Genomic DNA, 23,477 nt, shown 5'->3' on the forward strand with positions numbered 1-23,477 from the left:
CCGCGGCGGCCGCGGCGAACAGCGCCGCCAGCGGCCGCCGCAGGCGGGATAAGCGGGGGGTCACGGCAGTTCCAGGGGGAGCTTGATGCCGTCGAGGGCGGTGGCGCAGGCGCAGGTGCGCTCGGCGGGCAGCGCCTTGACGACGTCGGCGACGACGCCGCGGAGCCGGTCGATGTTCTCGCCGAAGACGCGCAGGACCTCTTCCATCGTGACGCCCTCGCCCTCCTCGATGCCCGCGTCGAGGTCGGTCACCAGGCAGAGGGAGGTGTAGCAGAGCGCCAACTCGCGGGCGAGGACGGCCTCCGGGTGGCCGGTCATCCCGATCAGCGTCCACCCCTGCGAGGCGAACCACTGGGACTCGGCCCGGGTCGAGAAGCGGGGGCCCTCGATGACGACGAGCGTGCCGCGGTCGACCGGGGCCCACCCCGAGGCCCGCGCGGACTCGACGGCGGCGCGGCGGCCGGTCGGGCAGTACGGGTCGGAGAACGAGACGTGGACGGCGGCGCCGTGGTCGTAGTAGGTCTGGTCGCGCCCCGACGTCCGGTCGGCGAGCTGGTCGGGGACGGCCAGGGTGCCGGGCCCGAGGTCGGGGGTGAGGGAGCCGACCGCGCACGGCGCCAGCACCTGGCGGACGCCGAGGGACCGCAGCGCCCACAGGTTGGCCCGGTAGGGGATCTTGTGCGGGGGGAAGCGGTGGTCGCGGCCGTGCCGGGGGACGAAGGCGACGCGGCGGCCCGCCAGCTCGCCGATCGCGATGGGGTCGCTGGGCGGGCCGTAGGGGGTGTCGACCCGCACCTCCTCGATGTCGTCGAGGAACGAGTAGAAGCCGGAGCCGCCGATGACCCCGATCTCGGCGAGGGGCTGGGACGCGGAAGCCTGAGTGGACATGCCGCCGACCCTAGCCACCCGGCCGCCGTCCCCGGCAGGCCGTCCGCCGATTGTGGATAACTCCGCCGCCGCACGACGAAGGGCCCGGCCGGAGCCGGGCCCTTCCGCGTTCCGGGACGTCAGCCGACCGGGTCCAGGACCTTGGGCTCGGAGGCGGGTGCCTCCTTGGCGAGCCGTCCCGGCGTCCAGATCCGCCGCCCGATGTCGTAGGACAGGGCGGGCAGCAGCAGCGACCGGACGACGAGGGTGTCGAGCAGGACGCCGAACGCGACCGCGAAGCCCATCTCGACCATGAACACCAGCGGCAGCGTGACCATGGACGCGAACGTGGCCGCGAGGACGAGCCCGGCCGAGGTGATCACACCGCCGGTGACGGTGAGGCCCCGCTGGATGCCGCGCCGCGTGCCGAGGGCCTGCGACTCCTCCCGGACGCGGTGCATCAGGAAGATGTTGTAGTCGACCCCGAGCGCGACCAGGAAGATGAAGGCCAGCAGCGGGAAGCCGGAGTCGGTCCCCTCGAACCCGAAGACGTGCTCGAAGATGACCGCGCAGGCGCCGAGCGAGGCGAGGAACGACAGCACCACGGTGCCCATCATCAGCAGCGGCGCGACGACGGCGCGCAGCAGCGCGATGAGGATGAGCAGCACCACGGCCAGCACGATCGGGATGATGACCTTGTTGTCGCGGGTGGAGGCGCGCTTGATGTCCAGGTACGTCGCGGTCGTCCCGCCGACCTTGGCGTCCGCGGACGGGACGGCGTGCACCGAGGTCCGCAGCCGGTCGATGGTCGCGCGGGCGGCCGGGCTGTCGGCGGCGTCCTTCAGCGTCGCCTCGTACCTGACCAGGCCGCCCGTGGTGACGGGGGCGCTGACTTCGGCGACGCCCGGCGTCCCGCGCACGGCCTGGGCGATCTGGCCTGACGCCGGGGCCTTGCCGATCACGAGGGCGGGGGAGCCCGACCCGGCGGCGTAGTGCCGCGCGATGACCTCCGAGCCCTTCACCGAGTCGGGCTTGCCGGTGAACTGGCCGGCGTCCGACAGGCCGTCCGCCTTGAGCGAGCCCAGCCCGAGCGTGAGGACGATGAGGCCGAGCATGGTCACGGCCCAGAGCGCGCGCGGGCGCTTGCCCACGATCCCTGCGACGCGGCTCCAGACGCCGTGCTCGGCCTCGTACGCCTCGGGCGTGAGGTACTTGGCGTCGTAGCGGGGGATCAGCGGCCAGAACAGCCAGCGGCCGCAGATGACCAGGAGGGCGGGCAGGAGGGTCGTCATGGCGGCGAGCGCGGTGAGGACGCCCGCGGCGGCCACGGGGCCCATGCCGGCGGTGGAGTTCATGTCGGCGAGCAGCAGGCACAGCAGTCCGACGGCCACGGTGGCGGCGGAGGCGATGACGGCGGGCGCGGCGCGGTGCAGCGCGTAGGCCATGGCCTCGTGCCGGTCCTCGTGCCGGTGCAGTTCTTCCCTGTAGCGGGCGACGAGCAGCAAGGCGTAGTCGGTGGCGACGCCGAAGACGAGGACGGTGAGGATGCCGGCGCTCTGGCCGTTGACGGTGAGGTCGGCGTACTTGGCGAGCAGGTAGACGGTCGACTGGGCGAGCCCCAGGGCGAAGACGGCGCTCAGCACGGGGACGAACCACAGGACGGGGCTGCGGTAGATGAACAGCAGCAGGACGATGACGACGAGACCGGCGGCCATGAGCAGGAAGCCGTCCAGGCTCTGGAAGACCTCGAACTGGTCGGCGCCGCCGCCGGCGGGGCCGGTGACGTGCGAGGTCAGTCCGGGGGGCCCGCGCTCGGCGAGGTCGCGCGCCTGGTCGACGGCGGCGGTGAGGTCCTCGTCCGTCAGGGGAACGAGGGTCTGCAGGGCCTTGCCGTCCTTGGACGGGAACGGCCCCTGCGCCTTCTGCGCTCCGGGCAGTTTCTGGAACGCGGCGACGTCGGACTCGGCCTTGGCCTTGTCGGCCGCGGTGATTCCGCCGGACCGCTCGTAGACGATGACGGCGAGCATCGTCTCGTCCTTGCGGAACCGGTCCTCCAGCTCCACGACCCGGGTGGACTCGGCCCCGGCGGGCAGCCAGGACGCGGCGTCGTTCTTCTCGACGTCGCCGAGCTTGCCGGCGAGGGGGCCGAGAGCGGCGAGCAGGACGACCCACAGGGCCAGGACGGCCCATTTGGTGCGCCTTCCGGCGATCAGTCCGGCCAGGCGGTGGGTCCGCGGCCTCGGGGGAGCCGGGCTAGGTGCGCTCATGGTTCCTCTCCTGTGTGCACCGGGCGAATCAAGATATGTCGCGTTTGCGCAAGAGTCTCTCGTCGGGCGAGAGATGTCAAGTAATAACGCGAGAGTCGGAAGCATGCGGGGTCGCAAGCCTCTCTCTACAAGAGTCTCTCTAAAATAGAGCTAAGTCAAATCGTGTGACGGGGAGACCTCGCCGGGGCGGGACCGCGGGGTCGCGGGGGCGCTCCCTGTCTTCTCCATGGTCGCGAAAGGCGTGCGGACGCGCCTCCGGCGTCGGTACCGACTTCAGCTACGCCGGCCGACGCAAGAGAAAGCCGCCGCCTACCTCTGAAGGTGTAGGCGACGGCTTCCGGACATGGCGAAGACCGGGGGATCCGGACGGATCCCCCGGTGCGAGCGGAGATGCCTAGGAGGTCAGGCGACCTTTTCGGAGGACGACTTGCCGGTCGACGAGGACGACGACGAGTCGGAGGACGACGAGGACGAGCTCGACTTGGCGGAGTCGCCCGAGGAGCCGCCCGAGTCGCCGGAGGAGCCGTTGGACGACCCGCTGGACGAGCCGTTCGACGAGACCCCCGCGGTGGAGGACGACTTGCCGGAGCCGCGGCTGTCGGTGCGGTAGAAGCCCGAGCCCTTGAAGATGATCCCCGCGGCGGAGAAGACCTTGCGGAGCCTGCCGGTGCACGCCGGGCACTCGGTCAGCGCGTCGTCGCTGAACTTCTGCACGACCTCTAGAGGCTCGCCGCACTCGGTGCAAACGTACTGATACGTCGGCACGGTTCCTCCTCGCTGACTCAGACCGGCGCTGGCCGGACTGGCACTCACTCTAGACGACTGCTAATGGTACCCATGCGTGGAACAGGATTCGCCCCCGGGATGTTCCCCGGCGGCGCGTCGCGTGCCAGGGGCGCGCCGTGGGGCCCCGGCCGCCGCGGGTCCCCAGGTCACTGGCCCTTCTCGCCGAACCAGCCCGCCAGCCTGCCCTTGCGGCTGACCGCGCGGAGCCTGCGCTCGGTGGCCTCGCGCACCTCGGCGGTGGTCACGACCAGCAGGGTGTCGCCCGCCTGGAGGGGCGTGGTGGGCTCGGGCACGAAGCTCGCCCCGTCCCGCACGACGAGGGTGATGGACGCGCCGGGCGGCAGCCGCAGCTCGAAGATCTCCACGCCGCTCATCAGCGAGTCGCCGGGGATCCGCACCTCCAGCAGGTCGGCGTGCAGCTCCTCCAGCGGCGCGGCCTCGACGTCCAGCTCGCGGGTCTGCTCGTCGCTCGTGAGGCGGCACAGCCGCGAGGCCAGCGGCAGCGTCGGCCCCTGGAGCAGGGTGAACACGACGACGATGTTGAACACGATCGCGAAGAGCCGGTCGGCGTGCTCCACTTCCGCGACCATCGGAATGGTGGCCAGGACGATCGGGACGGCGCCCCGCAGCCCCGCCCAGGACGCGAACACCTTCTCGCCCCACGACAGCCGGAACCCGATCGTGGAGAGCACGACCGACAGGGGGCGGGCCACCAGCAGCAGGATGAAGCCGATGACGAGCGCCGGCAGGATCTGGCCCGGGAGGTCGCCGGGATCGGCCAGCAGGCCCAGCATCACGAACAGCCCGATCTGGGCGAGCCAGCCGACGCCCTCGGCGAAGCCCCGCGTGGCGGGACGGTGCGGAAGCCGCGCGTTCCCGAGGACGAGGGCGCTGACGTAGACGGCGAGGAACCCGCTGGCGTGCATCAGGGAGGCGGCCCCGTAGGAGCCGACGGACAGCGACAGCACGGCGATGGGGTAGAGGCCGGACGCGGGGAGCGCGACGCGGCGCAGCGCCTGCGCGCCCAGCCAGCCGATGGCGACGCCGACGATGCCGCCCGCGACCAGCTCGTAGACCATGACGCCGAGCAGTTCGGCCATGTTGGGGACGGCGGTGTGGGCGCTCAGCGTGACCACGATGATCACGACCGGGGCGTCGTTGAAGCCGGACTCGGCCTCCAGCAGGCCGGTCAGCCGGGACGGCAGGGGCAGCCGCCGCAGCACCGAGAACACCGCGGCCGCGTCGGTGGGGGCGAGCACGGCGGCCAGCAGGAACGCCGGGCGCCACTCCAGGCCGACGAGCCACATGGCGGCGAGCGCGACGACGACGATGCTGATCAGGGTGCCGAGGGTGGAGACGCTGAGCGCGGCCGGCACCGAGGGCCGCACGCGCCGCCAGTTCGTGGTGACGCCGCCCTCGGCGAGGATGAGCACGAGGGCCGCGAGGCCGAGCGTCTCGGCCAGTTCCGCGTTGTCGAACCGGATGTGGAGGGGGCCGGACTCGCCGATGAGAAGGCCGAGGCCCATGTACGCCAGCAGCGTGGGAAGGCCCGCCTGGTGCGACAGCCGGACCGCGATGATGGCGCTGAGTACGAGCGTGGCCCCGAGGAGTAGCCAGATGTCGAGGTGCACATCCCACCCTTCGGGGTCGTCAAAGTTGATCGTTTAGCAATCCTACAGATTCGCGGACGAATCGCATATTTACGATTGAGGGATGGCGTGTCCGGGATAGCCGCTATCGCCGGGTGACCTGCGGATTGATCCCGTTCACTACGTTCTGTACGTCTCGTCCCTGAACGGCCGCGGTGACGTTGTCGCGCACCATCCCCAGCAGGTTCAGCTGCGACTGGACGGACGCCCCCGCCGCGTGCGGCGAGAGCAGGACGTCCTCGCGTGAACGCAGCGGATGCCCCTGCGGAAGCGGCTCCTGCTCGAACACGTCCAGGGCCGCCCCGGCCAGACGTCCCGAATCCAGCGCGGCGAGGACGGCGTCGTCCGGCGCGATGCCCCCGCGCGCCACGTTCACCAGCAGCGCCCTGTCCGGCAGCAGGGCGAGACGCTCCGGACCGATCAGCCCCTCGGTCTCCTCGGTCAGCGGCAGGGCGATGACGAGGATGTCGGACATCGCCATGAGCTCGTCCAGCTCCCGGTACGTCGCCGCCGCCTGGGGACGCCGCCGCCTCGTCCAGTACGACACCGTGCAGCCCAGGGCCGCGAACAGCCGCGCGGCCTCGGCGCCGATCGCGCCGAACCCGACGATGCCGACCCGCTGCGTGTGGATCTCGCGCGGGCCGAGCGCCGCCATCTCCATCTGCGGCCATCCGCCCGCGCGGACGGCCCGGTCGCCCCGCACGAGGTTGCGGCACAGCGCGAACGCCGCGCCGACCGCCCACTCGGCGACCCCGCGCGCGTTGAAGCCCGCCGCGTTCGCCACCGGCACGCCCGCGGCCGCCCACGCCGCGACGTCGATGCTGTCGATCCCGACCGCGGGCATCTGGACGAACGACACCCGCGGCGCCGCCGCCACGGCCTCCGCGTCCAGTGCCAGCCGGCCGGTGAAGTCGCCGATCACCAGGTCGGCGCCGGCGAGCGCGGCGAGCAGGCCCGCCCGGTCCCTGGTCTGCGGGAACGTGACCTCGGCGGCGTCTCCCAGCGGCGCGAACAGCCCTCGGACGATCTCGTCCGCGATCGGGGGCAGGGAAAGGATCCGCCACGGCGCCGTCATCTCTTACCTCCCGTCAGGCCGTGCTCGACCGCGTCCCCCGTCCGCGATCTCGGCCCTCTCACTCTACGAGCAGGGCGCCGCCCCCGAGCAGGTCAGCCCAGGCGGACCAGTCCCCGCGCCGGGGTCACCACGGCCCGGACGCGCTGGTCGTGCGGCTCGGCGGGCACGCTTTCCACCAGCTCGCCGTCGTACAGCAGCGCGGCGGTGAGGATCGCCGGGCCCACGCGCGCGAGCGCCCGGTCGTAGGAGCCGCCGCCGCGGCCGAGGCGCACGCCCGACCGGTCGACCGCCACCGCGGGCACCAGCACGACGTCCGCGCTGGCCACGGCGCCGGGGCCGCGCGGCGGCTCGGACGACTCCAGGCAACCCCGCGCCCCCGGGACGAGCGAGTCGGGGCCCTCGTAGGACGCCCAGTCGAGGTCGCCGTCCGGGAGCAGCCGGGGGACCAGCACGTACGTCCCGCGCTTCCACAGCGCGAAGAGCAGGCTCCGCGTGTCCGGCTCGTCGCCTATGGAGACATAGGCCGCGACTGTCCCGGCCATCTCCACCTCCGGGAGCGACAGCAGCGCGTCCCGGATCGGGCGCGCCGCGCCGGAGCGCGTCTCGGGCGGCATCGCCGCACGTCGTGCGAGCAGTTCGGCCCGGAGGCCGGTCTTCGTGGCGGTGGGGTGCACGCTGTGGTCCTCGCGGATGGCTAGGGTCGTGTATATGGCCGACATTGCACCAGTGCTCAAAGCGGTCGTCCCGGCGGCCGGCCTCGGTACCCGATTCTTGCCCGCGACCAAGGCGACTCCCAAGGAAATGCTGCCCATCGTCGACAAACCGGCGATCCAGTACGTCGTCGAGGAGGCGGTCGACGCCGGGCTGTCCGACGTCCTCATGATCACCGGGCGCAGCAAACGGTCCATCGAGGACCACTTCGACCGAGCCTACGAGCTGGAGGAGGCGCTGCGCGCCAAGGGCGACGACGAGCGCCTGGAGGCCGTGCACGAGTCCAGCGATCTGGCGATCATGCACTACGTCCGGCAGGGCGAGCCGCGCGGCCTCGGGCACGCGGTGCACTGCGCCCGCCAGCACGTCGGCCGCGAGCCGTTCGCGGTGCTGCTCGGCGACGACATGATCGACGCCCGCGACAAGCTGCTGCAGCGGATGATCGAGGTGCGCGGCCAGCACGGCGGCAGCGTCATCGCGCTGATGGAGGTCGAGCCCGACCAGGTGTCGGCGTACGGGTGCGCGGCCATCGAGGCGACGGACGAGGACGACGTCGTCCGCATCTCCGACCTCGTGGAGAAGCCCGCCGCCGAGGAGGCCCCCAGCAACTGGATCATCATCGGCCGCTACGTCTGCGACCCCGCGGTGTTCGACGTCCTGGAGAAGACCCCGCCCGGCCGCGGCGGCGAGATCCAGCTGACCGACGCGCTGCGCACCCTCGCCGACATGCCCGCCGACCAGGGCGGCGGCGTCTACGGCGTCAAGTTCCGCGGCCGCCGCTACGACACCGGCAACAAGCTGGAGTACCTGCGGACGGTCGTCCAGTTCGCGGCGGACCGGCCGGATCTGGCGCCGGAGTTCCTGCCGTGGCTGCGGGAATTCGTCCGCACGCAGGACGGCGTGGGCGACACAGCGGATTCGTGACGAGGCGTCAGACTGGGACCGTGGCTATGAGAACGGTCGACGAGCACCTGACCGAGATCCTCGGCAGCGTGGCGCCGCTGCCGCCGCTCGACCTGGCACTGCTGGAGGCGCAGGGCACGGTGCTCGCCGAGGCCGTGGCGGCGCCGGCGCCGCTGCCGCCGTTCGACAACTCCGCGATGGACGGCTACGCCGTGGTCGCGGCCGACATCGCGGCGGCCACCGAGGCGAGCCCCGTCGCGCTGCCCGTCGTCGGCGACATCGTTGCGGGCGACTCCGGCCTGTCGGCGATCCGGCCCGGCCTGACCGCCCGGATCATGACGGGCGCCCCGCTGCCGGCCGGCGCCGACGCCGTCATCCCCGTCGAGTGGACGGACGGCGGCAACGCCACCGTCCGCATCTCGCGCGCCGCGCCGCCGGGCAACTACATTCGCCGGGCGGGGGAGGACGTCCTCGCCGGGCAGGTCGTCGCCGAGGCCGGCACCCGGCTCGCCGCCCCGCAGATCGGCATGCTCGCGGCGGTCGGGCGCTCCCGGGTGACCGTCCGGCCGAGACCGCGCATCGTGGTCGTCTCCACGGGCGACGAACTGCGCGAGCCGGGCACCTCGCTGGCGCCCGGCCAGATCTGGGAGTCCAACAGCTTCATGCTCACCGCCGCCGTGGTCGAGGCGGGCGGAACGGGCTTCCGGCAGGCCACGGTGCAGGACGAGCCCGCCAAGGTCTTGGAGATGCTTCACGACCAGCTCGTCCGGGCCGACGCCATCGTCACCACCGGGGGCGTCTCCATGGGCACCAGGGACGTCGTCAAGGAAGTGCTCGCCGGCACCGGAACCGTGAACTTCCACAAGGTGCGGATGCGTCCCGGCAAGCCGCAGGGGTTCGGCCTCCTGGAGGGCACTCCGGTCTTCACGCTTCCTGGCAACCCCGTGAGCGCGTACGTGTCGTTCCAGGTGTTCGTCCGTCCCGCCCTACGCGTCATGCAGGGGCTGCCCCCCGAACCGCTCCCCACAGTGAGCGCCGTCGTCGCCGAGGACATCAAGTCCCCCGCGGGGCTACGCCACTTCCTGCGGGGCAGACTCTCGTTCACTCGGGGCTTCTACACCGTCACAGCGGCGGGCGTGCAGGGCTCGCACCAACTCGGGTCACTGTCGTCCGCGAACGCGCTCATCGAGATTCCGGAGGACGTCGAAGCCATGCCGGCCGGTTCGCACGTCGAGGTCATGAGGTTGCCGTCATGAGCGCCATGGGGTCCGAGTTCACCCATCTGGACGACGAGGGATCGGCCCGCATGGTCGACGTGTCGTCGAAGGACGTCTCGTCCCGGACGGCCACGGCCACGGGGTTCGTCCGCCTGTCGCCCGAATGCGTCGCCCTCCTGCGCGCCGGCGACATCCCCAAGGGCGACGCCCTGGCCGTCGCCCGCATCGCCGGGATCATGGGGGCCAAGCGCGTGCCCGACCTCGTCCCGCTGTGCCACCCGATCGCGCTGCACGGCGTCACCGTCGACCTCGCCATCGCCGACGACGGCGTCGCGATCACGGCCGTCACCCGCACCGCCGACCGCACCGGCGTGGAGATGGAGGCGCTCACCTCCGTCACCGTCGCCGCGCTCGCGCTGGTCGACATGGTGAAGGCCGTCGACCCCGCCGCCGTGATCACCGACGTCCGGGTCGAGGAGAAGACCGGCGGCAAGACCGGGGTGTGGCGCCGGTGATCCGGGCGATGGCGGTCACCGTCTCCAACCGCGCCGCGGCGGGCGTCTACGAGGACAGGTCCGGCCCGGTGCTGGTCGAGCTGCTGGAGGACATCGGCTGCCAGGTGGACGGCCCCGTCGTCGTCCCCGACGGTGAACCGGTCACCGGCGTCCTGCGCGACGCGGTCGCCGCCGGGTACGACGTCGTCGTCACCTCCGGCGGGACCGGCCTCACCCCCACCGACCAGACCCCCGAGATGACCCGGCCGGTCATCGAACGGGAGGTCCCGGGCATCGCCGAGGCCATCCGGCTGGAGGGACGCGAGAAGGTCCCCGCCGCGATCCTGTCGCGCGGCCTCGCCGGCGTCGCGGGCCGCACCCTCATCGTCAACCTGCCCGGCTCGACCGGCGGCGTCCGCGACGGCATGACCGTCCTGGCCCGCGTCCTGCCCCACGCGGTGGACCAGATCAACGGCGGCGACCACCCCCGCCCGCAGGGCTAGAAGCGCTCCCGCCCCGCGTCGCCGGAGGCTACGCCTGGATGACGCGGACGCCGGCCTCGGTGAACGCGGCGAGTTCGGACTCGGGCGCCGTGGCGTCCGTCACCAGGACGTCGATCTCGTCGGTGCCGCAGATGCGGGCGAACGCCCGGTGGCCGATCTTGGAGCCGTCCGCGACCACGACCACCCGGTCGGCGCGCTCGGCCATCAGCCGGTTCACCACGGCCTCGCCCTCGTTGTGGCAGGTCGCGCCGTGCCGCGCGGTCAACCCGTTCACCCCGATGACCGCCACGTCCAGCGTCACGTGGTCGAAGATGCCGGTGGCGAGCGGCCCGGTCAGCTCGTAGGACTGCGGCCGCGGCACCCCGCCCGTCAGGACGATCTTCACATGCGGGCGGACGGCCAGCTCGTTGCCGATGTTCAGCGCGTTCGTCACGATCGTGATCGCCGGGGTGGGCCCCTCGGCGTGCAGGTCGGCGCGGGTGGCGAGCACCCGGGCGACCTCCGAGGTCGTCGTGCCGCCGTTCAACCCGATGATCGACCCGGGCTCCGCCAGCTCCGCGGTCGCCGCCGCGATCCGCTGCTTCTCCGACGCGTGCCGCGCCGCCTTGTACCGCAGCGGCAGGTCGTAGCTGACGCTCTCCGCGACGGCGCCGCCGCGGGTGCGGGTCAGCATCTGCTGCTGCGCGAGCTGGTCGAAGTCGCGGCGGATCGTCGCGGCCGACACCCCCATGCGCAGGGACGCCTCCTCGACGGTCAGCCGCCCGGCGTCCGCGAGCAGTTCGAGCAGCGCGTTCCAGCGCTCGTGCCGGGTCACGCCGGTCGCCTTTCCTGCCGGTGGACGGGAGTCCGGAAAGGTGGTCATCCGCGGATTCTAGCCTTGCGCGCCCCTGGTCTTACCTGAGCGCAGGGGCCATGGAACAATCAACAACGATCATATGCGTGCATTGGGGGATTCCATGGCGAGGCCGGTCGGCGCCGTTTCCTTGACCAACGCGCGGATCGTCCTTCCGGACGGCGTCCGCGACGGCGCCCTCCACATCGCCGGAGGCACGATCGCGGACGGCCCCGTCCCCGGCGAAGTGATCGACCTCGCCGGCCGGCACGTGGTGCCCGGCTTCGTGGACATGCACGTCCACGGCGGCGCGGGAGCCTCCTACCAGCTCGGGAGCCCGGACGAGGCCCACCGGGCCGCTTCCTTCCACCTCGCCCACGGCACCACCACCACGATGGCCAGCCTCGTCACCGGCGACCCGGACGAACTGGCCGCCGCCGTCGAGGGCCTGGCCGGACTCGCCGCCGACGGCGTGATCGCGGGCGTCCACCTGGAGGGCCCCTACCTGGCCCGCTCGCGCTGCGGCGCGCACGACCCCGCGCTCCTGCGCGACCCGGACCCCGCCGAGTTCCGCCGCCTCGTCCGCCTCGGCCGCGGCCACCTCCGCATGATCACTCTCGCGCCCGAGCTGCCGGGCGCACTCGACCTCGTCCGGGAGGCGGTGGACGCGGGCGTGATCGCGGCGGTCGGCCACACCGACGGCACCGGCGAGGCGGCCCGGGCGGCGTTCGACGCGGGAGCGCGCGTGGCGACGCACCTGTTCAACGCGATGCGCCCCCTGCACCACCGCGAGGGCGGGCCGATCGCTGCCGCCCTCAACGACCCGCGGGTCACCGTGGAACTGATCAACGACGGCGTCCACGTGGAGCCCGCCGTGGCACGCCTCGTGTTCGCCGCCACGCCCCGCGTCGCGCTCATCACCGACGCGATGGCCGCCGCCGGGATGGGCGACGGCGACTACCGCCTCGGCGTGATGGACGTCGAGGTCCGCGACGGCCGCGCCACCCTCGCGGGCGGGACGTCCATCGCGGGCAGCACGATCACCATGGCGGACGCGTTCCGCCGCGCCGTCGCCGACGCCGGCCTGCCGATCGAGCGCGCCGCCGAGGCCGCGTCCCTCACCCCGGCGCGCGCCCTCGGCATCGACGCTCGCGTCGGGTCACTGGAGCCCGGCAAGGACGCCGACCTGGTCGTCCTGGACGACGACCTGCGCGTCGACTGGGTCATGAAACGCGGCCGACGGGTGTGACGACGGTGGCCGAACGTCCCGCGTGCCCGATTTCTCGGGGACAATATGGCGTTCAGACATCCGACCAGGGAATCATGGAACCGTGGAACGTTTGCGGGGATGGCCGGTCACCCTGACCGAGGGCCCTGTAGGGCTGCGCCCGCTGCGGCACCGCGACGCCGCCGTCTGGCGCGAGTTGCGGGTCCGCAACGCCGACTGGCTCCGCCCCTGGGAGCCCACCAACCCCGAGACGCCGCTGTTCCGCAGCGGCCTCGGGCCGTACATCAGCATGGTCCACACCATGCGCCGCGAAGCCCGCCACGGCCTCGCCCTCCCCTGGGTCGTCACCCATGAGGACGATTTCGCCGGGCAGCTCACCATCGGCGCGATCGTCTGGGGTTCGGCGCGGTCAGCGCAGATCGGCTACTGGGTCGACCGGCGCGTCGCCGGCCGCGGCGTCATTCCCACCGCCGTCGCCCTCGCCGTCGACCACTGTTTCTTCACCGTCGGCCTGCACCGGCTCGAAGCCAATATCCGGCCGGAGAACACCGCGAGCCGCCGCGTCGTCGAAAAACTCGGTTTCCGCGAAGAGGGAATTCGCCGCCGCCATCTCCACATCGACGGCGCCTGGCGCGACCACATCTGCTACGCCCTCACCGTCGAGGACGTGCCCGGTGGCCTGCGCGCCCGCTGGCTGGCAGACCGGAAACAGGCATTTCCCCGGCGCTCCTGAGCGGCCCATGACTTTCCCACCGTAAGAATCCTGCGATCGAGAAGTCCCGGCAAACGGAGAGTAACGGCGAGATCGATCTCGCGACACACCGCCCCTTATGCTCGTCAACCTCTGACAGCCCCTCGTACCGTGCGGGGCGTGACCCTGCTCCCATTGCACGTTCGCGCGCCGAAAGTCGGCCCGCCTCACGAGCGTGCCCTGGAACGGTGGGGCCGATGAGCAGCGCCGTCCTTTACCTTGCGATCGTCGCCGTCTGGGCCGTCGTCCTGGTACCCATGTGGCTGCGCCGCGACACCGACACCACGGGAATCTCCCGCCTCCTTCACAAGCGTCCCGACGAGCCCGCCGCCGACGACGACGCCGACGACCAGGAGACGCTCCACGAGGAGGAGACGCTCCGCGAGGAGGGGCTCCCCGCGCCGCGCCGCCCGGTAAGCCGCGCCGCCGTCATCGCCCGGCGCCGCCGCCGCACCAGCGGCCTCGCCGCGCTGCTCCTCACCTCGGTGGCGATCTCCGCCGCCGGACTCACGCCCTGGTGGGTCGTCGCGCCCCCGGTCCTGCTGCTGGCCGGCCACCTGGCGCTCCTGCGCGTCGCCGTGGGCATGGACACCGCCCGCCGCCGTGCCGCCGCCCAGGCCCGCGCCGCGGCCCGCGCCCGCGCCCTGCAGGCCCGCCGCGCCGCCGAGGCCGCCGAACCCGCCGAGGTCATCGAGCTCGTCACCCCCGACGAGGTCTTCGACCAGTACGCCGACGACCGCCGCGCCGTCGGCGAATAACCGGTGCGCGAGCAGTCCCCGATGTTTGCTAACCTTACGGAGTCCTCGGGGCTGTGGCGCAGTCCGGTAGCGCACCTCGTTCGCATCGAGGGGGTCAGGGGTTCAAATCCCCTCAGCTCCACCCAGGTCAAAGGCCGGTTCTCCGAAGAGAAACCGGCCTTTTTGGTGTCCGTATAGCAGCGAAGTACGGCTACGACCCCTCACGCGGGGAGCCGAGGCTCTTGCCCAGCCGCTTGAACGCCTCTCAGCCGTACGCCCGCCTTACGGCAAGCCGTGGTGAAGCTTCGGCCGCCCAGCGGAGCCCGAGCATCTCCCCGCGCCGCAGGCCCTTGCCGAGGAAGAGAATCGGTCGGCCCACCGCAGTCCCGCAGGAGAGCGACTGGAAGGCCTGGGCGTGGCCTGACCGATGATTCTTCATTCCCGTGCTGGTCTGTACGCCGAGAACCGAGTCACAGGAGGCTGACGCCTTGCGGAAACTGACCTTCGCCATGAACCTGTCCCTGGACGGCTACATCGCCGCGCCCGGCGACGACCTCGGCTGGAGCGTACCGAGCGACGAGCTGTTCCAGTGGTGGTCCGACCGGGTGGCGGCGACTGGTCTGGCGCTGTACGGGCGCAGGCTGTGGGAGACGATGAGCTCCCACTGGCCGACCGCCGACCAGCAGCCCGGCGTCACACCGGCGCATGCCGAGTTCGCCCGCCGCTGGCGGGACATGCCGAAGGTGGTGTTCTCCTCCACGATCAGCACGGTCGACTGGAACGCCCGCCTGGTCACCGGCGACGCAGTCACCGAGATCACCCGGCTCAAGGCCGAGGACGGCGAAGCCATGGACATCGGCGGCGCCACACTCGCCGCAGCGGCGATGCGGGCCGGGCTGATCGACGAGTACGTGCTGGTCACCGCACCGGTCCTGGTGGGCGGCGGCACGCCGTTCTTCACGGCGCTGGACAACTGGGTGAACCTGACCCTGGTGGAGACCCGGACGTTCCCCGACGGCGTCCACCTGACCAGGTACGAGACCAGGCGCTGAGTACCCGACCTCGGATCGGCCGTGCTTCGGTGCATGTAAGGGATCGGCTCACGGGGCGACTCCTCCCGCTCCTGGCCGGCTGCACTGGTATGTCCCTGAGCTGTTGAGGTGCTGCCTAGACTCGGGTTCATGCTCAGACTCGGCTTCCCCGTGATCGGTGTGACCGACATTCCCCGGGCCGTATCGTTCTGGACGTCCGCGCTGGACCTGGTGCCCGTATCCGAGTGGGAGAGCCCTGGTTGGCGGACGCTGGAACATGCGGACGGGTCGGGCCGGGCGCTCGGTCTGATGTGCAGCAGTTCGCCCGTCGAAGCGCACCCGCGCATCCACCTCGACCTGTTGACGGACACCGCGGACGAGCAAGAGGCCGAGGTCGAGCGTCTGGTCGAGTTGGGAGCCACCAGAGTCGACTGGGACCTGTATCCCCCAGACCCTGACTTCGTTGTCCTCGCCGACCCGGACGGCAACATCTTCTGCGTCGTGGATCTGAGCCGGGCCCCGTCCGGTTCATCCTGACAATCGCTGTGGACCTCGGCGGGACGAGCACCCCGGACCCGTCCCGGATTGTGAGGGCAGCTTTCCGGCGCGGACGGCGTTCAGGCGGTGGCGGATGAAGCGGTCCTGGTGCTTGCCCCATGTGTCGGGCTTTGTGGGGTGGGTGCTCTGGTCGGGGTGCTTTCGGTAGAGCCAGGTCACTGAGGGTTCCTGGTAGCCGTCGAAGACCTCACTGAGGGCGATGAACAGGGCCACGTCCTGCGCGCGGGGGAGGGCGCCCCAGCCGCCGAAGGCGCGAATCAGGTCGGTGGGGGCGACCAGGCCGGCGCAGGCCGCCTGGCACAGGCCCGTCTGTTCGTACAGGCGGCCGATCGTTCCCGCGGGCACCAGGCCGCAGGGGTAGGCCAGGGGGTAGGGGACGCGGCGTCCGTCGATCAGATCGTCGGCCTGGCCGATCGTCCAGCCGATGCCGGGGTGTTCCTCGAAGGCGGGGATGAGCGTCGCGAGGCCGTCGGGAAGAAGGACGTCGTCATAGTCGAGCACCGCGACCAGTTCGCCGCGGGCCCGGCTCAGCGCGAAGTTCCTGGTCGTTCCGGTGCCGAGCTGGGCGCCGTTCGCCTCATAGAGCGCACCCGGGCACAGATCCCGGGCCGCCGGCGTGTCCCCGTCCTCCTGGACGAGCCATTCCAGGTCCCAGCCAGGGGGGAGGCGTTGAGCCGCGACGCCGGCGGCGGCCTGCCGCAGGTAGTCGGGGATCGGCTTCCGTACGGCGGTGATGATCGAGATCAGCGGCATGGCACTCCTCCTCGTCCGGGCGCACGGCCTTGATCATCACACGGTCCGGGGCGGGGGCGGGGCGCGGCGGCAGCCCTTACAGTGCTGAGATGGACGTGAGCGCGATGCTGGAGCAGTACGCCTATCCGGAGACGACGCCGTGGCTGCGGGCGAACATGATCGCGTCGCTCGACGGGGGGATCCAGTACCAGGGGAGCACCAGCGCACTCGGGTACGCGGGGGACTGGGCCCTCATGCAGCGGCTCAGGACGCTGGCCGACGTTGTGATCATGGGGGCCACGACCGTCCGGGAGTACGGGGCGTATCCGAAGGAGGCGCGGAAGCTGGCGATCGTGTCGCGGAGCCTGCGGTTCGAGTTCGACGGGCCGCTGTTCGCGGGGGCGCCCGCGCCGCCGGTCGTCATCACGTGCGGGGCGGCGCCGGCCGAGCGGCTTCGCGAGGCCGAGAAGCACGCCGAGGTCATGGTGTGCGGGACCGACTCCACGGACATGGGCATGGCGTTGCAGCAGTTGGCCGACAAGGGGTACAAGCGCCAGCTGTGTGAGGGAGGCCCGGTCGTGCTCGCCCAGATCGCCGCCGCGGGATGGCTGCACGAGCTGTGCCTGACGTTGAGTCCGGTCGTCACCGCCGGTGACGCCGCCCGCGTCCTCGACGGCCCGGCCATCGACATGCAGCGCATGGAGCTGTGCCACGCGATCCCGGACGAGAACTACCTCTACCTGCGGTACCGCATGGCCCAGGGCTAGACGACGTTGTGGCGGACGTAGGCGGGCGGACGCCAGCCGAGGATGCTCTCGACCATGTTCACCGCCTGCCTCGCCTCTGCGACGTCGTGGACCCGCACGATGCGTGCGCCGCTCAGGATGGAGACGACGAGGGTGGCGATGGTGCCCTCGACGCGGTCGTGCTGGTCTCGTTCCAGGGTCTCGCCGATGAAGTCCTTGTTGGAGACGGCGACGAGCAGCGGCTGGCCGATCTGCGCGATCTCCGGGAGGCGGCGGGTCAGTTCGAGCGAGTGGTAGGTGTTCTTGTTCAGGTCGTGGCCGGGATCGATGATGATCCGGTCCGCGGGCACGCCGTGCTTCTCGGCCAGGGCCACCCGCTGACGCAGGAACTCGGCGACCTCGGTGACCACGTCGTCGTACTGCGGGCGAGGGTAGGGCGTCCGCGGGTCGGCGAGGCTGTGGGTGATGATGAGGGTCGTGCCGGCCTCCGCGACCACGTCGGCGAGGGCGGGGTCGTGCAGGCCGCTCGTGTTGTTCAGGACGTCGGCGCCGGCGGCGAAGGCGGCGCGGGCGACCTCGGGCCGGTACGTCTCGACGGAGATCACCGCGTCCGTGCGGGAGCGGGCGCCCTCGATGACCGGCACCACGCGGTCGATCTCCTCTTCGACGCTCACCGGGGGCCCCGGAGCGAAGGGGACGCCGCCGATGTCCAGCCAGTCGGCCTCGTGGACGAGCGCGTTCTCTACGGCGACCAATGCCTTGTCCAAGGCGAATGTGCGGCCCCGGTCGTGGAATGAATCGGGAGTGCGGTTGATTATCGCCATCACGGCGACCTGCCGCGAGAAATCGAACGTGCGCCGCCCGATCGTCCGTTCAGGGCAAATAAGATCGGGATAGTAGATAGCGTTCTTTTCGCTCACATTAGCCGCCTAAGTTGAACTTGGCGCCAGCATAGCAAGGCGGCCGGAGGTTACCTCTCCGCTCGCACCCGCCGCCGCCCCACGGTGGTGACGAGCCGCAGGAGGGTGAAGAAGACCAAAGCCCCGCCGACCACCAGGAGCATGGAGAGCGCCCGCTCCTGGAGGCCCTGCGATTTGATCACCACTGCTCCGGACCCGGCGATGAAACCGACGAGGGCGACGAAGAGCCCGAGTATCTCCACCATCTTGAGCAGGCCGGACGAGACCATCTCCTGCGCCGCGTCGACACGCTGGGCGAGTCTCAGCGATGCTTCGTCGAGCCGTTGTTCGAGCTCGGCCGAGGCCGCGGCGATTCTCTCGTCCACCTGGGCGGCGATGGAGTCCGCGATGGCCTGGGTGTTGCGTTCCATCTGGTTCTGCAGATCCTGGGCCAGGATGATCGAGCGCCGCTCCTGCGTGAACTGTTCGTGCACCAGAACGTCGCCGGGGCCGAGGGCGTCTATCGCCCGGTCTATCTCGCGGAGCCCGTCATCGAACCGGCCCAGTTTCCGATACGCCGTCGCGCGCCGGTAGTAGACAATGGCGCCTTCCTGGCCACGCGCCATCATCTCGTCGGAGAGATCCAGCATCATCTGCGGCTGTTCCGGCAAATGGTCGGCGAAATTGATGCCCGTCAGGAGCACCTGGTTGCTCTTGTCGTCCGCGTCGGGGGCGTCGACCGCCCGCCGGAACAAGCCGGGCGCGTTCGAAGCGCGGGCGCCGAGCGCCGAGAAGGCCGCGAAGCTCAGGACGAGGGCGTCGTCCTCGAACTCTGCCAGCCAGTCGATGCAGAGCCGGTGGAGCTGCGCGAACTTGAAGTCGAAGCGCAACCGCTGGCCATGGATGTAGACGAGGCAGAGCCGCGCGGTACGCGTGTTGCTCACTGCCAGGATGCGCGCCCGGTCGGTCTCGTCCAGGTAGCCCTGGCCGTTCTTGCGGGCCAGCCAGGCGAGGTCTGTGGCCGCCCGCCGGATCTGCAGCACGGAGAGCCCGAACTCTTCGACCCGAGCGACGAACTCGTCCGCCCACGCCGACGGAGGACCGGCGGTGGCCGCCGCGAAGTGGTCGACGAGGACGGTCGCCTTCTCCGCGTCTGACGCCGCCCCCATGCGCTCCGCGAGCCGGTCGCTCTCCGGACTCTGCCGTTGAGGCGGGACGCCGTTACCCATGAGACCCCTTGCCGTGAAGCGACCTGATTCGGCCCAGCAGTCTAGGCCGCCGCCGCATGCGGAGGGCTCCGGCGCCGGCGGATGAGCGGGGCCGCCGGCGCCGCGGCTCCGCGTCCGGCGGTCCGGCATGGCCGTCGAGCGGGACGGGGGAGCGCATCATCGGAGGTCAGAGGGGAAGGTAAGCCCGCATGATCGCTGGCAGCAGTCCCGAGCCCGACGAGGCGACCGTGAAAGCCGTGGGCAAGCTGAGCGAAGCCCTGGAGAGCGTCGAGCGCGCCCGAGGCCACCTCTACTCGTGGCATCAGCTCACCGGCAAGGCCGACTTCGAGCTGGGCGATGCGGCCGCGCTGCTCGCCAAGGCCGGGCACCAGGAACTCGCCGACGAGCTGTCGCGCGAAATCGTGGGCCGCAACGTCCTCCCGGACCGTTGGAGCTTCCAGGCGGTCGAAGAGTACGAAGACACCTACTACGAACCGCTCCGACGTTACGAGGCGCGCGTGCGGGAGTCGTTGACCGCTGGTAGACGGCACCTCTACGAGGCTCGACTGAAGGAGGAGCGGCGCACCCACGGACACCCGCACCACACGGCCGCGCCAGGCAAACCGTAGCGACCCCCGGGAAGACGACCGAGGGGGACGGTGGCGAGGGATCTGGATCCGCACGGTGCGGGTCCGCAGGGATCGTGTCTGACCCGTCGGCGCAGCGGGAGGCGACGGAGTTGGCTAATCTATCGACTTGGTAGGATTTTCACTCTCGTACCACCCATCCCTTCCGTTTCATGAGGTCGCCCATGCCGCAAAGTCGTCCGTTCGTCAGCCTGGCGACCGACTTCGGTGCGGCGTACACGGCGATCTGCGCCGGGGTGGTGTACGGGATCGCCCCGGACGCGAACGTGCTGGTGCTCAGCGACGAGATCACGCCGTTCGACGTGCGGGAAGGGGCGATGCTGCTGCGGCAGGCGCTGCCGTACCTGCCGGTGGGCGTGCACGTCGGGATCGTGGACCCCGGGGTGGGCACCTCACGCCGGCCGCTGGCGATCGCGACCGGGCGCGGCGATGTGCTGGTCGGGCCGGACAACGGCCTGCTGGTGCCGGCGGCGGAGGCGCTGGGCGGGATCGTCCGGGCGCACGCGCTGGAGAACCCGGCCTACCGGCTGCCCCGGGTCTCGACCTCGTTCCACGGACGTGACGTCTTCGCCCCAGCCGCCGCCCACGTCGCGGCGGGGGTGGACGCGGCGGATCTCGGCGCGGCCGTCGACCCGCTGCCGCTGGACGTCCCGCCCCCGGTGGCCCGGCCCGGGGAACTGACCGTTCCCGTGCTGTACACCGACCGGTTCGGCAGCCTGGTGCTGGGCGCGCAGCCCGGCGACCTGGCGGCGGCGTTCGGCACGCTGGAGCCGGGCACCCCCCTTGACGTGGGATGGAACGGTGCAGACGGATCGTCTCGGACGGTCCGCGTCCCGTTCCAGCTCACCTTCGGCAGCGTCGCGGTCGGGGAGCCGCTGCTGTGGACCGATTCGTCCGGATGGCTCGCCCTGGGCGTCAACCAGGGACGCGCCGCCGACGCCCTCGGCCTGGCCGGCGCGCAGACCCTCACTCTGCGCGCGGTGCCGCGTCCATGACCCTTACCCCCTCTCACCGCCGGAGGAATCTCCTGTGATCCGCCGTCCCCTCGTGGCAACGCTCGCCGGCGCCGCCGCGCTCGCCCTCGCCGTCAGCGCCTGCGCCCCGCAGGACGAGGACTCAGGCGCCTCGGCGAGCAAGAGTCCCGCCTCCTGCGCCAAGGACAAGCTGCCGCTGAAGTCGCCCGGCAAGCTCACCATCGCGACCGACAAGCCGGCGTTCGAGCCCTGGTTCAAGGACGACGACCCGTCCAACGGGCAGGGCTACGAGGGCGCCGTCGCCTACGCGGTCGCCGGCCGGCTCGGCTTCACCAAGGACCAGGTGGTCTGGAAGACCCAGTCGTTCGAGTCGTCGTACGCGCCGGGGCCCAAGGCCTTCGACTTCGACATCAACCAGATCTCGGTCACCCCCGCGCGCGAGAAGGCGGTCGCGTTCAGCGACGGCTACTACGACGTGCAGCAGGGCGTCGTGACGCTCAAGGGCGGCAAGTTCGAGAACGCCAAGACCATCGCGGAGCTGGGCAAGGCGCGCATCGCGGTCCAGGTCGGGACGACGTCGCTGCAGGCGGTGAAGAACCAGCTCAAGCCCGCCGACGAGCCGAAGATCTTCAACACGCAGATCGACGCGGTGAACGCGCTGAAGAACAAGCAGGTGGACGTGCTGGTGGTGGACCTGCCGACCGCCTTCTACGTCACCGCCGCGCAGATCGACGACTCGAAGATCGTCGGTCAGCTGCCGCAGTCGCAGGGCGGCGCCACCGAGCACTTCGGGCTGCTGATGGAGCGGGGCAGCGGGCTCGCCGGCTGCCTCAACCAGGCGATCGGGCAGCTGAAGTCGTCCGGTGAGCTGGCGAAGATCCAGCAGCAGTGGCTGACCGCGTCGGCCGGCGCACCCGTCCTGAAGTGACCGCGCAGGCGGGCGGGCAGACCGCCTGGGTCAAGAGTGAGCGGCAGCTCGACCGGGAGCGCCGGCGCCGCCGCGCCGACGTCCGGTCCGGGTCGGTGGCCGCGGCCTCGACGGTGCTGTGCGCCGCGGTCGTCGTGGTCGTCGTGGTGGGGTCGCCGGGCTGGCCGCGCGTGCACGAGACGTTCTTCAACTGGGGCGAGTTCACCGGCGCGTTCCCCGACGTGCTGCGCGGCTTCTGGCTGAACGTACGGATCTTCCTGATCGCCGAAGTGGCGATCCTGGTGCTGGGGCTGCTGGTCGCGCTCGCGCGGGGGCTGCGGACCCCGCTGCTGTTCCCGGTGCGGGCGCTGGCCGTCGCCTACACCGACGTGTTCCGCGGCATCCCGACGATCCTGCTGGTGTACCTGGTCGGGTTCGGGCTCCCGGCGCTGCGGCTGCAGGGCGTCCCCGAAAGCCCGGCGGTGCTGGGCGGGTTCGCGCTCGTCCTGTCCTACGGGGCGTATGTCGCGGAGGTCTTCCGGGCAGGCATCGACTCCATCCACCCGAGCCAGCGCGCCGCCGCCCGGTCGCTGGGCCTCAGCAAGGCCCAGAGCCTGCGGTACGTGGTCCTGCCGCAGGCGGTGCGCCGGGTCGTCCCGCCGCTGCTCAACGACTTCGCCTCCCTGCAGAAGGACACCGCGCTCGTCGCGGTGCTCGGTCCGCTGGAGGCGCTGCGGCAGGCGCAGATCCACTCGGCCGACACCTTCAACTACACCCCCTACCTGGCCACGGCGGTGCTGTTCATCGCGCTGACGGTGCCGATGGCCCGGTTCACCGACCATCTCGCGGCGCGCGCCGAACGCCGCCGCGCCCCCGGAGGCGGCCGATGAGCACCCCGCTGCTGCGCATCGAGGGCGTCTGGAAGACCTACCACGCCCACCCGGTGCTGCGCGGCGTCGACCTGGACGTCGCGCCGCACGAGGTCGTCTGCCTCATCGGCGCCTCCGGATCGGGCAAGTCGACGCTGCTGCGCTGCGTGAACGTCCTGGAGACCGTCGACGACGGCGCGATCTTCCTGGAGGACGACGACATCACCGATCCCCGCGCGGACCCCGACAAGGTCCGCAAGCGGATCGGGATGGTGTTCCAGTCCTACAACCTGTTCCCGCACATGTCGGTGCTGGACAACATCACCCTCGCCCCTCTCCGCGTCCACAAGCGTCCGAAGGCGGAGGCCGCCGAACAGGCGCACGAGCTGCTCGAACGGTTCGGGCTGGCCGACAAGGCCGGGGAGTACCCCGACCGGCTGTCGGGCGGCCAGCAGCAGCGCGTCGCGATCATCCGGGCGATGGCCACCCGGCCGAGCCTTCTCCTTCTGGACGAGGTGACCTCCGCGCTCGACCCCGAACTCGTCACCGAGGTCATGGGCATCATCCGGGAGCTCAAGGACTCCGGCATGACGATGATCCTGGCGACGCACGAGATGGGGTTCGCCCGCGACATCGCCGACACCGTCTGCTTCCTCCATGACGGCGTCCTGCTGGAGCGCGGCCCGGCCGAGCAGATCTTCGAAGAGCCCACCGAGCCGCGCACCCGCGAGTTCCTGAGCCGCGTCCTGGAGTCCCGCCGCCTCTGAACCCTCCAGGACGGCCGCGGCCGAATGATGTGCGCCTTGGAAGGCGGCATCCTCGTGTGAACGAGGGTGCCGCCTTTTCGCGTTCGTGACGCCTGCGCCGACCGTGTGATCTGCGTCTT

General features: G+C 71.3%; 25 protein-coding genes and 1 tRNA gene. 16 read left to right on the top strand and 10 right to left on the bottom strand.

Annotation, left to right across the window (positions count from 1 at the left end):
• Nucleotides 1-60: 60 nt before the first annotated feature.
• From AB0K37_RS10855 to AB0K37_RS10880, 6 genes are all read right to left on the bottom strand, one after another.
• Nucleotides 61-888 carry an S-methyl-5'-thioadenosine phosphorylase gene (locus tag AB0K37_RS10855; protein WP_363978070.1) on the bottom strand — a complete coding sequence of 276 codons (828 nt, stop codon included), beginning with the start codon at nt 886-888 and terminating at the stop codon, nt 61-63.
• Nucleotides 889-1,007: 119 nt separating this feature from the next.
• Nucleotides 1,008-3,134 (bottom strand): MMPL family transporter, encoded by a 2,127-nt coding sequence (locus AB0K37_RS10860; protein ID WP_363978073.1) that lies wholly within the window; start codon nt 3,132-3,134, stop codon nt 1,008-1,010.
• Between the two features lie 402 nt (nt 3,135-3,536).
• Complete coding sequence (locus tag AB0K37_RS10865; RefSeq protein WP_363978076.1) at nt 3,537-3,899, bottom strand: FmdB family zinc ribbon protein; 363 nt, start codon at nt 3,897-3,899, stop codon at nt 3,537-3,539.
• Between the two features lie 167 nt (nt 3,900-4,066).
• Nucleotides 4,067-5,551, bottom strand: coding sequence for a potassium/proton antiporter (locus AB0K37_RS10870; RefSeq protein WP_363978079.1), 1,485 nt, complete (start codon nt 5,549-5,551; stop codon nt 4,067-4,069).
• Between the two features lie 103 nt (nt 5,552-5,654).
• The gene (locus tag AB0K37_RS10875; RefSeq protein ID WP_363978081.1) at nt 5,655-6,644 is read right to left on the bottom strand and encodes an NAD(P)-dependent oxidoreductase; all 990 of its coding nucleotides are present in this window, start codon (nt 6,642-6,644) and stop codon (nt 5,655-5,657) included.
• A 92-nt stretch (nt 6,645-6,736) separates the two neighbouring features.
• Entirely contained in the window at nt 6,737-7,318 is a 582-nt protein-coding gene (locus AB0K37_RS10880) for a 5-formyltetrahydrofolate cyclo-ligase (protein WP_363978084.1), read from the bottom strand.
• Between the two features lie 34 nt (nt 7,319-7,352).
• Between AB0K37_RS10880 and galU the strand changes: the two genes are divergently transcribed.
• The 4 genes from galU to AB0K37_RS10900 are packed head-to-tail and all read left to right on the top strand — an operon-like array spanning nt 7,353 to nt 10,472.
• Nucleotides 7,353-8,279, top strand: a complete 927-nt coding sequence (galU, locus tag AB0K37_RS10885; protein WP_363978087.1) for a UTP--glucose-1-phosphate uridylyltransferase GalU — start codon at nt 7,353-7,355, stop codon at nt 8,277-8,279.
• A 26-nt stretch (nt 8,280-8,305) separates the two neighbouring features.
• Nucleotides 8,306-9,514 carry a gephyrin-like molybdotransferase Glp gene (gene glp, locus AB0K37_RS10890; protein ID WP_363978241.1) on the top strand — a complete coding sequence of 403 codons (1,209 nt, stop codon included), beginning with the start codon at nt 8,306-8,308 and terminating at the stop codon, nt 9,512-9,514.
• A 5-nt stretch (nt 9,515-9,519) separates the two neighbouring features.
• Nucleotides 9,520-9,990, top strand: a complete 471-nt coding sequence (gene moaC, locus AB0K37_RS10895) for a cyclic pyranopterin monophosphate synthase MoaC (protein WP_363978244.1) — start codon at nt 9,520-9,522, stop codon at nt 9,988-9,990.
• A gap of 8 nt (nt 9,991-9,998) precedes the next feature.
• Complete coding sequence (locus tag AB0K37_RS10900; RefSeq protein WP_363978246.1) at nt 9,999-10,472, top strand: MogA/MoaB family molybdenum cofactor biosynthesis protein; 474 nt, start codon at nt 9,999-10,001, stop codon at nt 10,470-10,472.
• Between the two features lie 28 nt (nt 10,473-10,500).
• Here the strand turns inward: AB0K37_RS10900 and AB0K37_RS10905 are convergent, their stop codons facing one another.
• Entirely contained in the window at nt 10,501-11,334 is an 834-nt protein-coding gene (locus tag AB0K37_RS10905) for a DeoR/GlpR family DNA-binding transcription regulator (protein WP_363978090.1), read from the bottom strand.
• Between the two features lie 94 nt (nt 11,335-11,428).
• Here AB0K37_RS10905 and nagA point away from each other — a divergent pair, with 94 nt between their 5' ends.
• The 6 genes from nagA (at nt 11,429) to AB0K37_RS10935 (ending at nt 15,588) form a co-directional block, all read left to right on the top strand.
• On the top strand, nt 11,429-12,553 hold the full coding sequence (nagA, locus tag AB0K37_RS10910; protein ID WP_363978093.1) for an N-acetylglucosamine-6-phosphate deacetylase: 1,125 nt from the start codon (nt 11,429-11,431) through the stop codon (nt 12,551-12,553).
• A gap of 91 nt (nt 12,554-12,644) precedes the next feature.
• Nucleotides 12,645-13,265: a GNAT family protein gene (locus tag AB0K37_RS10915; RefSeq protein WP_345173614.1), complete on the top strand. Its 621-nt coding sequence runs from the start codon at nt 12,645-12,647 to the stop codon at nt 13,263-13,265.
• A 215-nt stretch (nt 13,266-13,480) separates the two neighbouring features.
• Nucleotides 13,481-14,041 carry a hypothetical protein gene (locus tag AB0K37_RS10920; RefSeq protein WP_363978096.1) on the top strand — a complete coding sequence of 187 codons (561 nt, stop codon included), beginning with the start codon at nt 13,481-13,483 and terminating at the stop codon, nt 14,039-14,041.
• A gap of 47 nt (nt 14,042-14,088) precedes the next feature.
• Nucleotides 14,089-14,162, top strand: a tRNA-Ala gene (locus AB0K37_RS10925).
• Nucleotides 14,163-14,508: 346 nt separating this feature from the next.
• Nucleotides 14,509-15,072 carry a dihydrofolate reductase family protein gene (locus AB0K37_RS10930; RefSeq protein WP_363978099.1) on the top strand — a complete coding sequence of 188 codons (564 nt, stop codon included), beginning with the start codon at nt 14,509-14,511 and terminating at the stop codon, nt 15,070-15,072.
• A gap of 129 nt (nt 15,073-15,201) precedes the next feature.
• Nucleotides 15,202-15,588 (top strand): VOC family protein, encoded by a 387-nt coding sequence (locus AB0K37_RS10935; RefSeq protein WP_363978102.1) that lies wholly within the window; start codon nt 15,202-15,204, stop codon nt 15,586-15,588.
• Here AB0K37_RS10935 and AB0K37_RS10940 read toward each other — a convergent pair.
• The gene (locus tag AB0K37_RS10940; protein WP_363978105.1) at nt 15,580-16,362 is read right to left on the bottom strand and encodes a glycosyltransferase; all 783 of its coding nucleotides are present in this window, start codon (nt 16,360-16,362) and stop codon (nt 15,580-15,582) included. The two genes, AB0K37_RS10935 and AB0K37_RS10940, sit on opposite strands and share 9 nt — an antisense overlap.
• An 89-nt stretch (nt 16,363-16,451) precedes the next feature.
• Between AB0K37_RS10940 and AB0K37_RS10945 the strand changes: the two genes are divergently transcribed.
• The gene (locus AB0K37_RS10945; RefSeq protein WP_363978108.1) at nt 16,452-17,108 is read left to right on the top strand and encodes a dihydrofolate reductase family protein; all 657 of its coding nucleotides are present in this window, start codon (nt 16,452-16,454) and stop codon (nt 17,106-17,108) included.
• Here AB0K37_RS10945 and folP read toward each other — a convergent pair.
• Both folP and AB0K37_RS10955 read right to left on the bottom strand, forming a co-directional pair.
• Nucleotides 17,105-17,911 carry a dihydropteroate synthase gene (folP, locus tag AB0K37_RS10950; RefSeq protein WP_363978111.1) on the bottom strand — a complete coding sequence of 269 codons (807 nt, stop codon included), beginning with the start codon at nt 17,909-17,911 and terminating at the stop codon, nt 17,105-17,107. The two genes, AB0K37_RS10945 and folP, sit on opposite strands and share 4 nt — an antisense overlap.
• Before the next feature lie 146 nt (nt 17,912-18,057).
• Entirely contained in the window at nt 18,058-19,215 is a 1,158-nt protein-coding gene (locus tag AB0K37_RS10955) for a hypothetical protein (protein ID WP_363978114.1), read from the bottom strand.
• A gap of 188 nt (nt 19,216-19,403) precedes the next feature.
• On the opposite strand from AB0K37_RS10955, the gene AB0K37_RS10960 reads away from it, so the two are divergent.
• From AB0K37_RS10960 to AB0K37_RS10980, 5 genes are all read left to right on the top strand, one after another.
• Nucleotides 19,404-19,823, top strand: coding sequence for a hypothetical protein (locus tag AB0K37_RS10960; protein ID WP_363978117.1), 420 nt, complete (start codon nt 19,404-19,406; stop codon nt 19,821-19,823).
• Between the two features lie 182 nt (nt 19,824-20,005).
• Nucleotides 20,006-20,836, top strand: coding sequence for an SAM-dependent chlorinase/fluorinase (locus AB0K37_RS10965; protein ID WP_363978120.1), 831 nt, complete (start codon nt 20,006-20,008; stop codon nt 20,834-20,836).
• A gap of 52 nt (nt 20,837-20,888) precedes the next feature.
• Nucleotides 20,889-21,743 (top strand): ABC transporter substrate-binding protein, encoded by an 855-nt coding sequence (locus AB0K37_RS10970; RefSeq protein ID WP_363978123.1) that lies wholly within the window; start codon nt 20,889-20,891, stop codon nt 21,741-21,743.
• The gene (locus tag AB0K37_RS10975; protein WP_363978126.1) at nt 21,704-22,612 is read left to right on the top strand and encodes an amino acid ABC transporter permease; all 909 of its coding nucleotides are present in this window, start codon (nt 21,704-21,706) and stop codon (nt 22,610-22,612) included. The genes AB0K37_RS10970 and AB0K37_RS10975 overlap by 40 nt, the downstream gene beginning before the upstream one ends.
• Entirely contained in the window at nt 22,609-23,358 is a 750-nt protein-coding gene (locus AB0K37_RS10980; protein WP_363978129.1) for an amino acid ABC transporter ATP-binding protein, read from the top strand. The genes AB0K37_RS10975 and AB0K37_RS10980 overlap by 4 nt, the downstream gene beginning before the upstream one ends.
• The last annotated feature ends 119 nt before the right edge of the window (nt 23,359-23,477 follow it).

Origin of the sequence: Actinomadura sp. NPDC049753 (assembly GCF_040674655.1) — a bacterium.
Classification (GTDB): Bacteria; Actinomycetota; Actinomycetes; order Streptosporangiales; family Streptosporangiaceae; genus Spirillospora; species Spirillospora verrucosospora.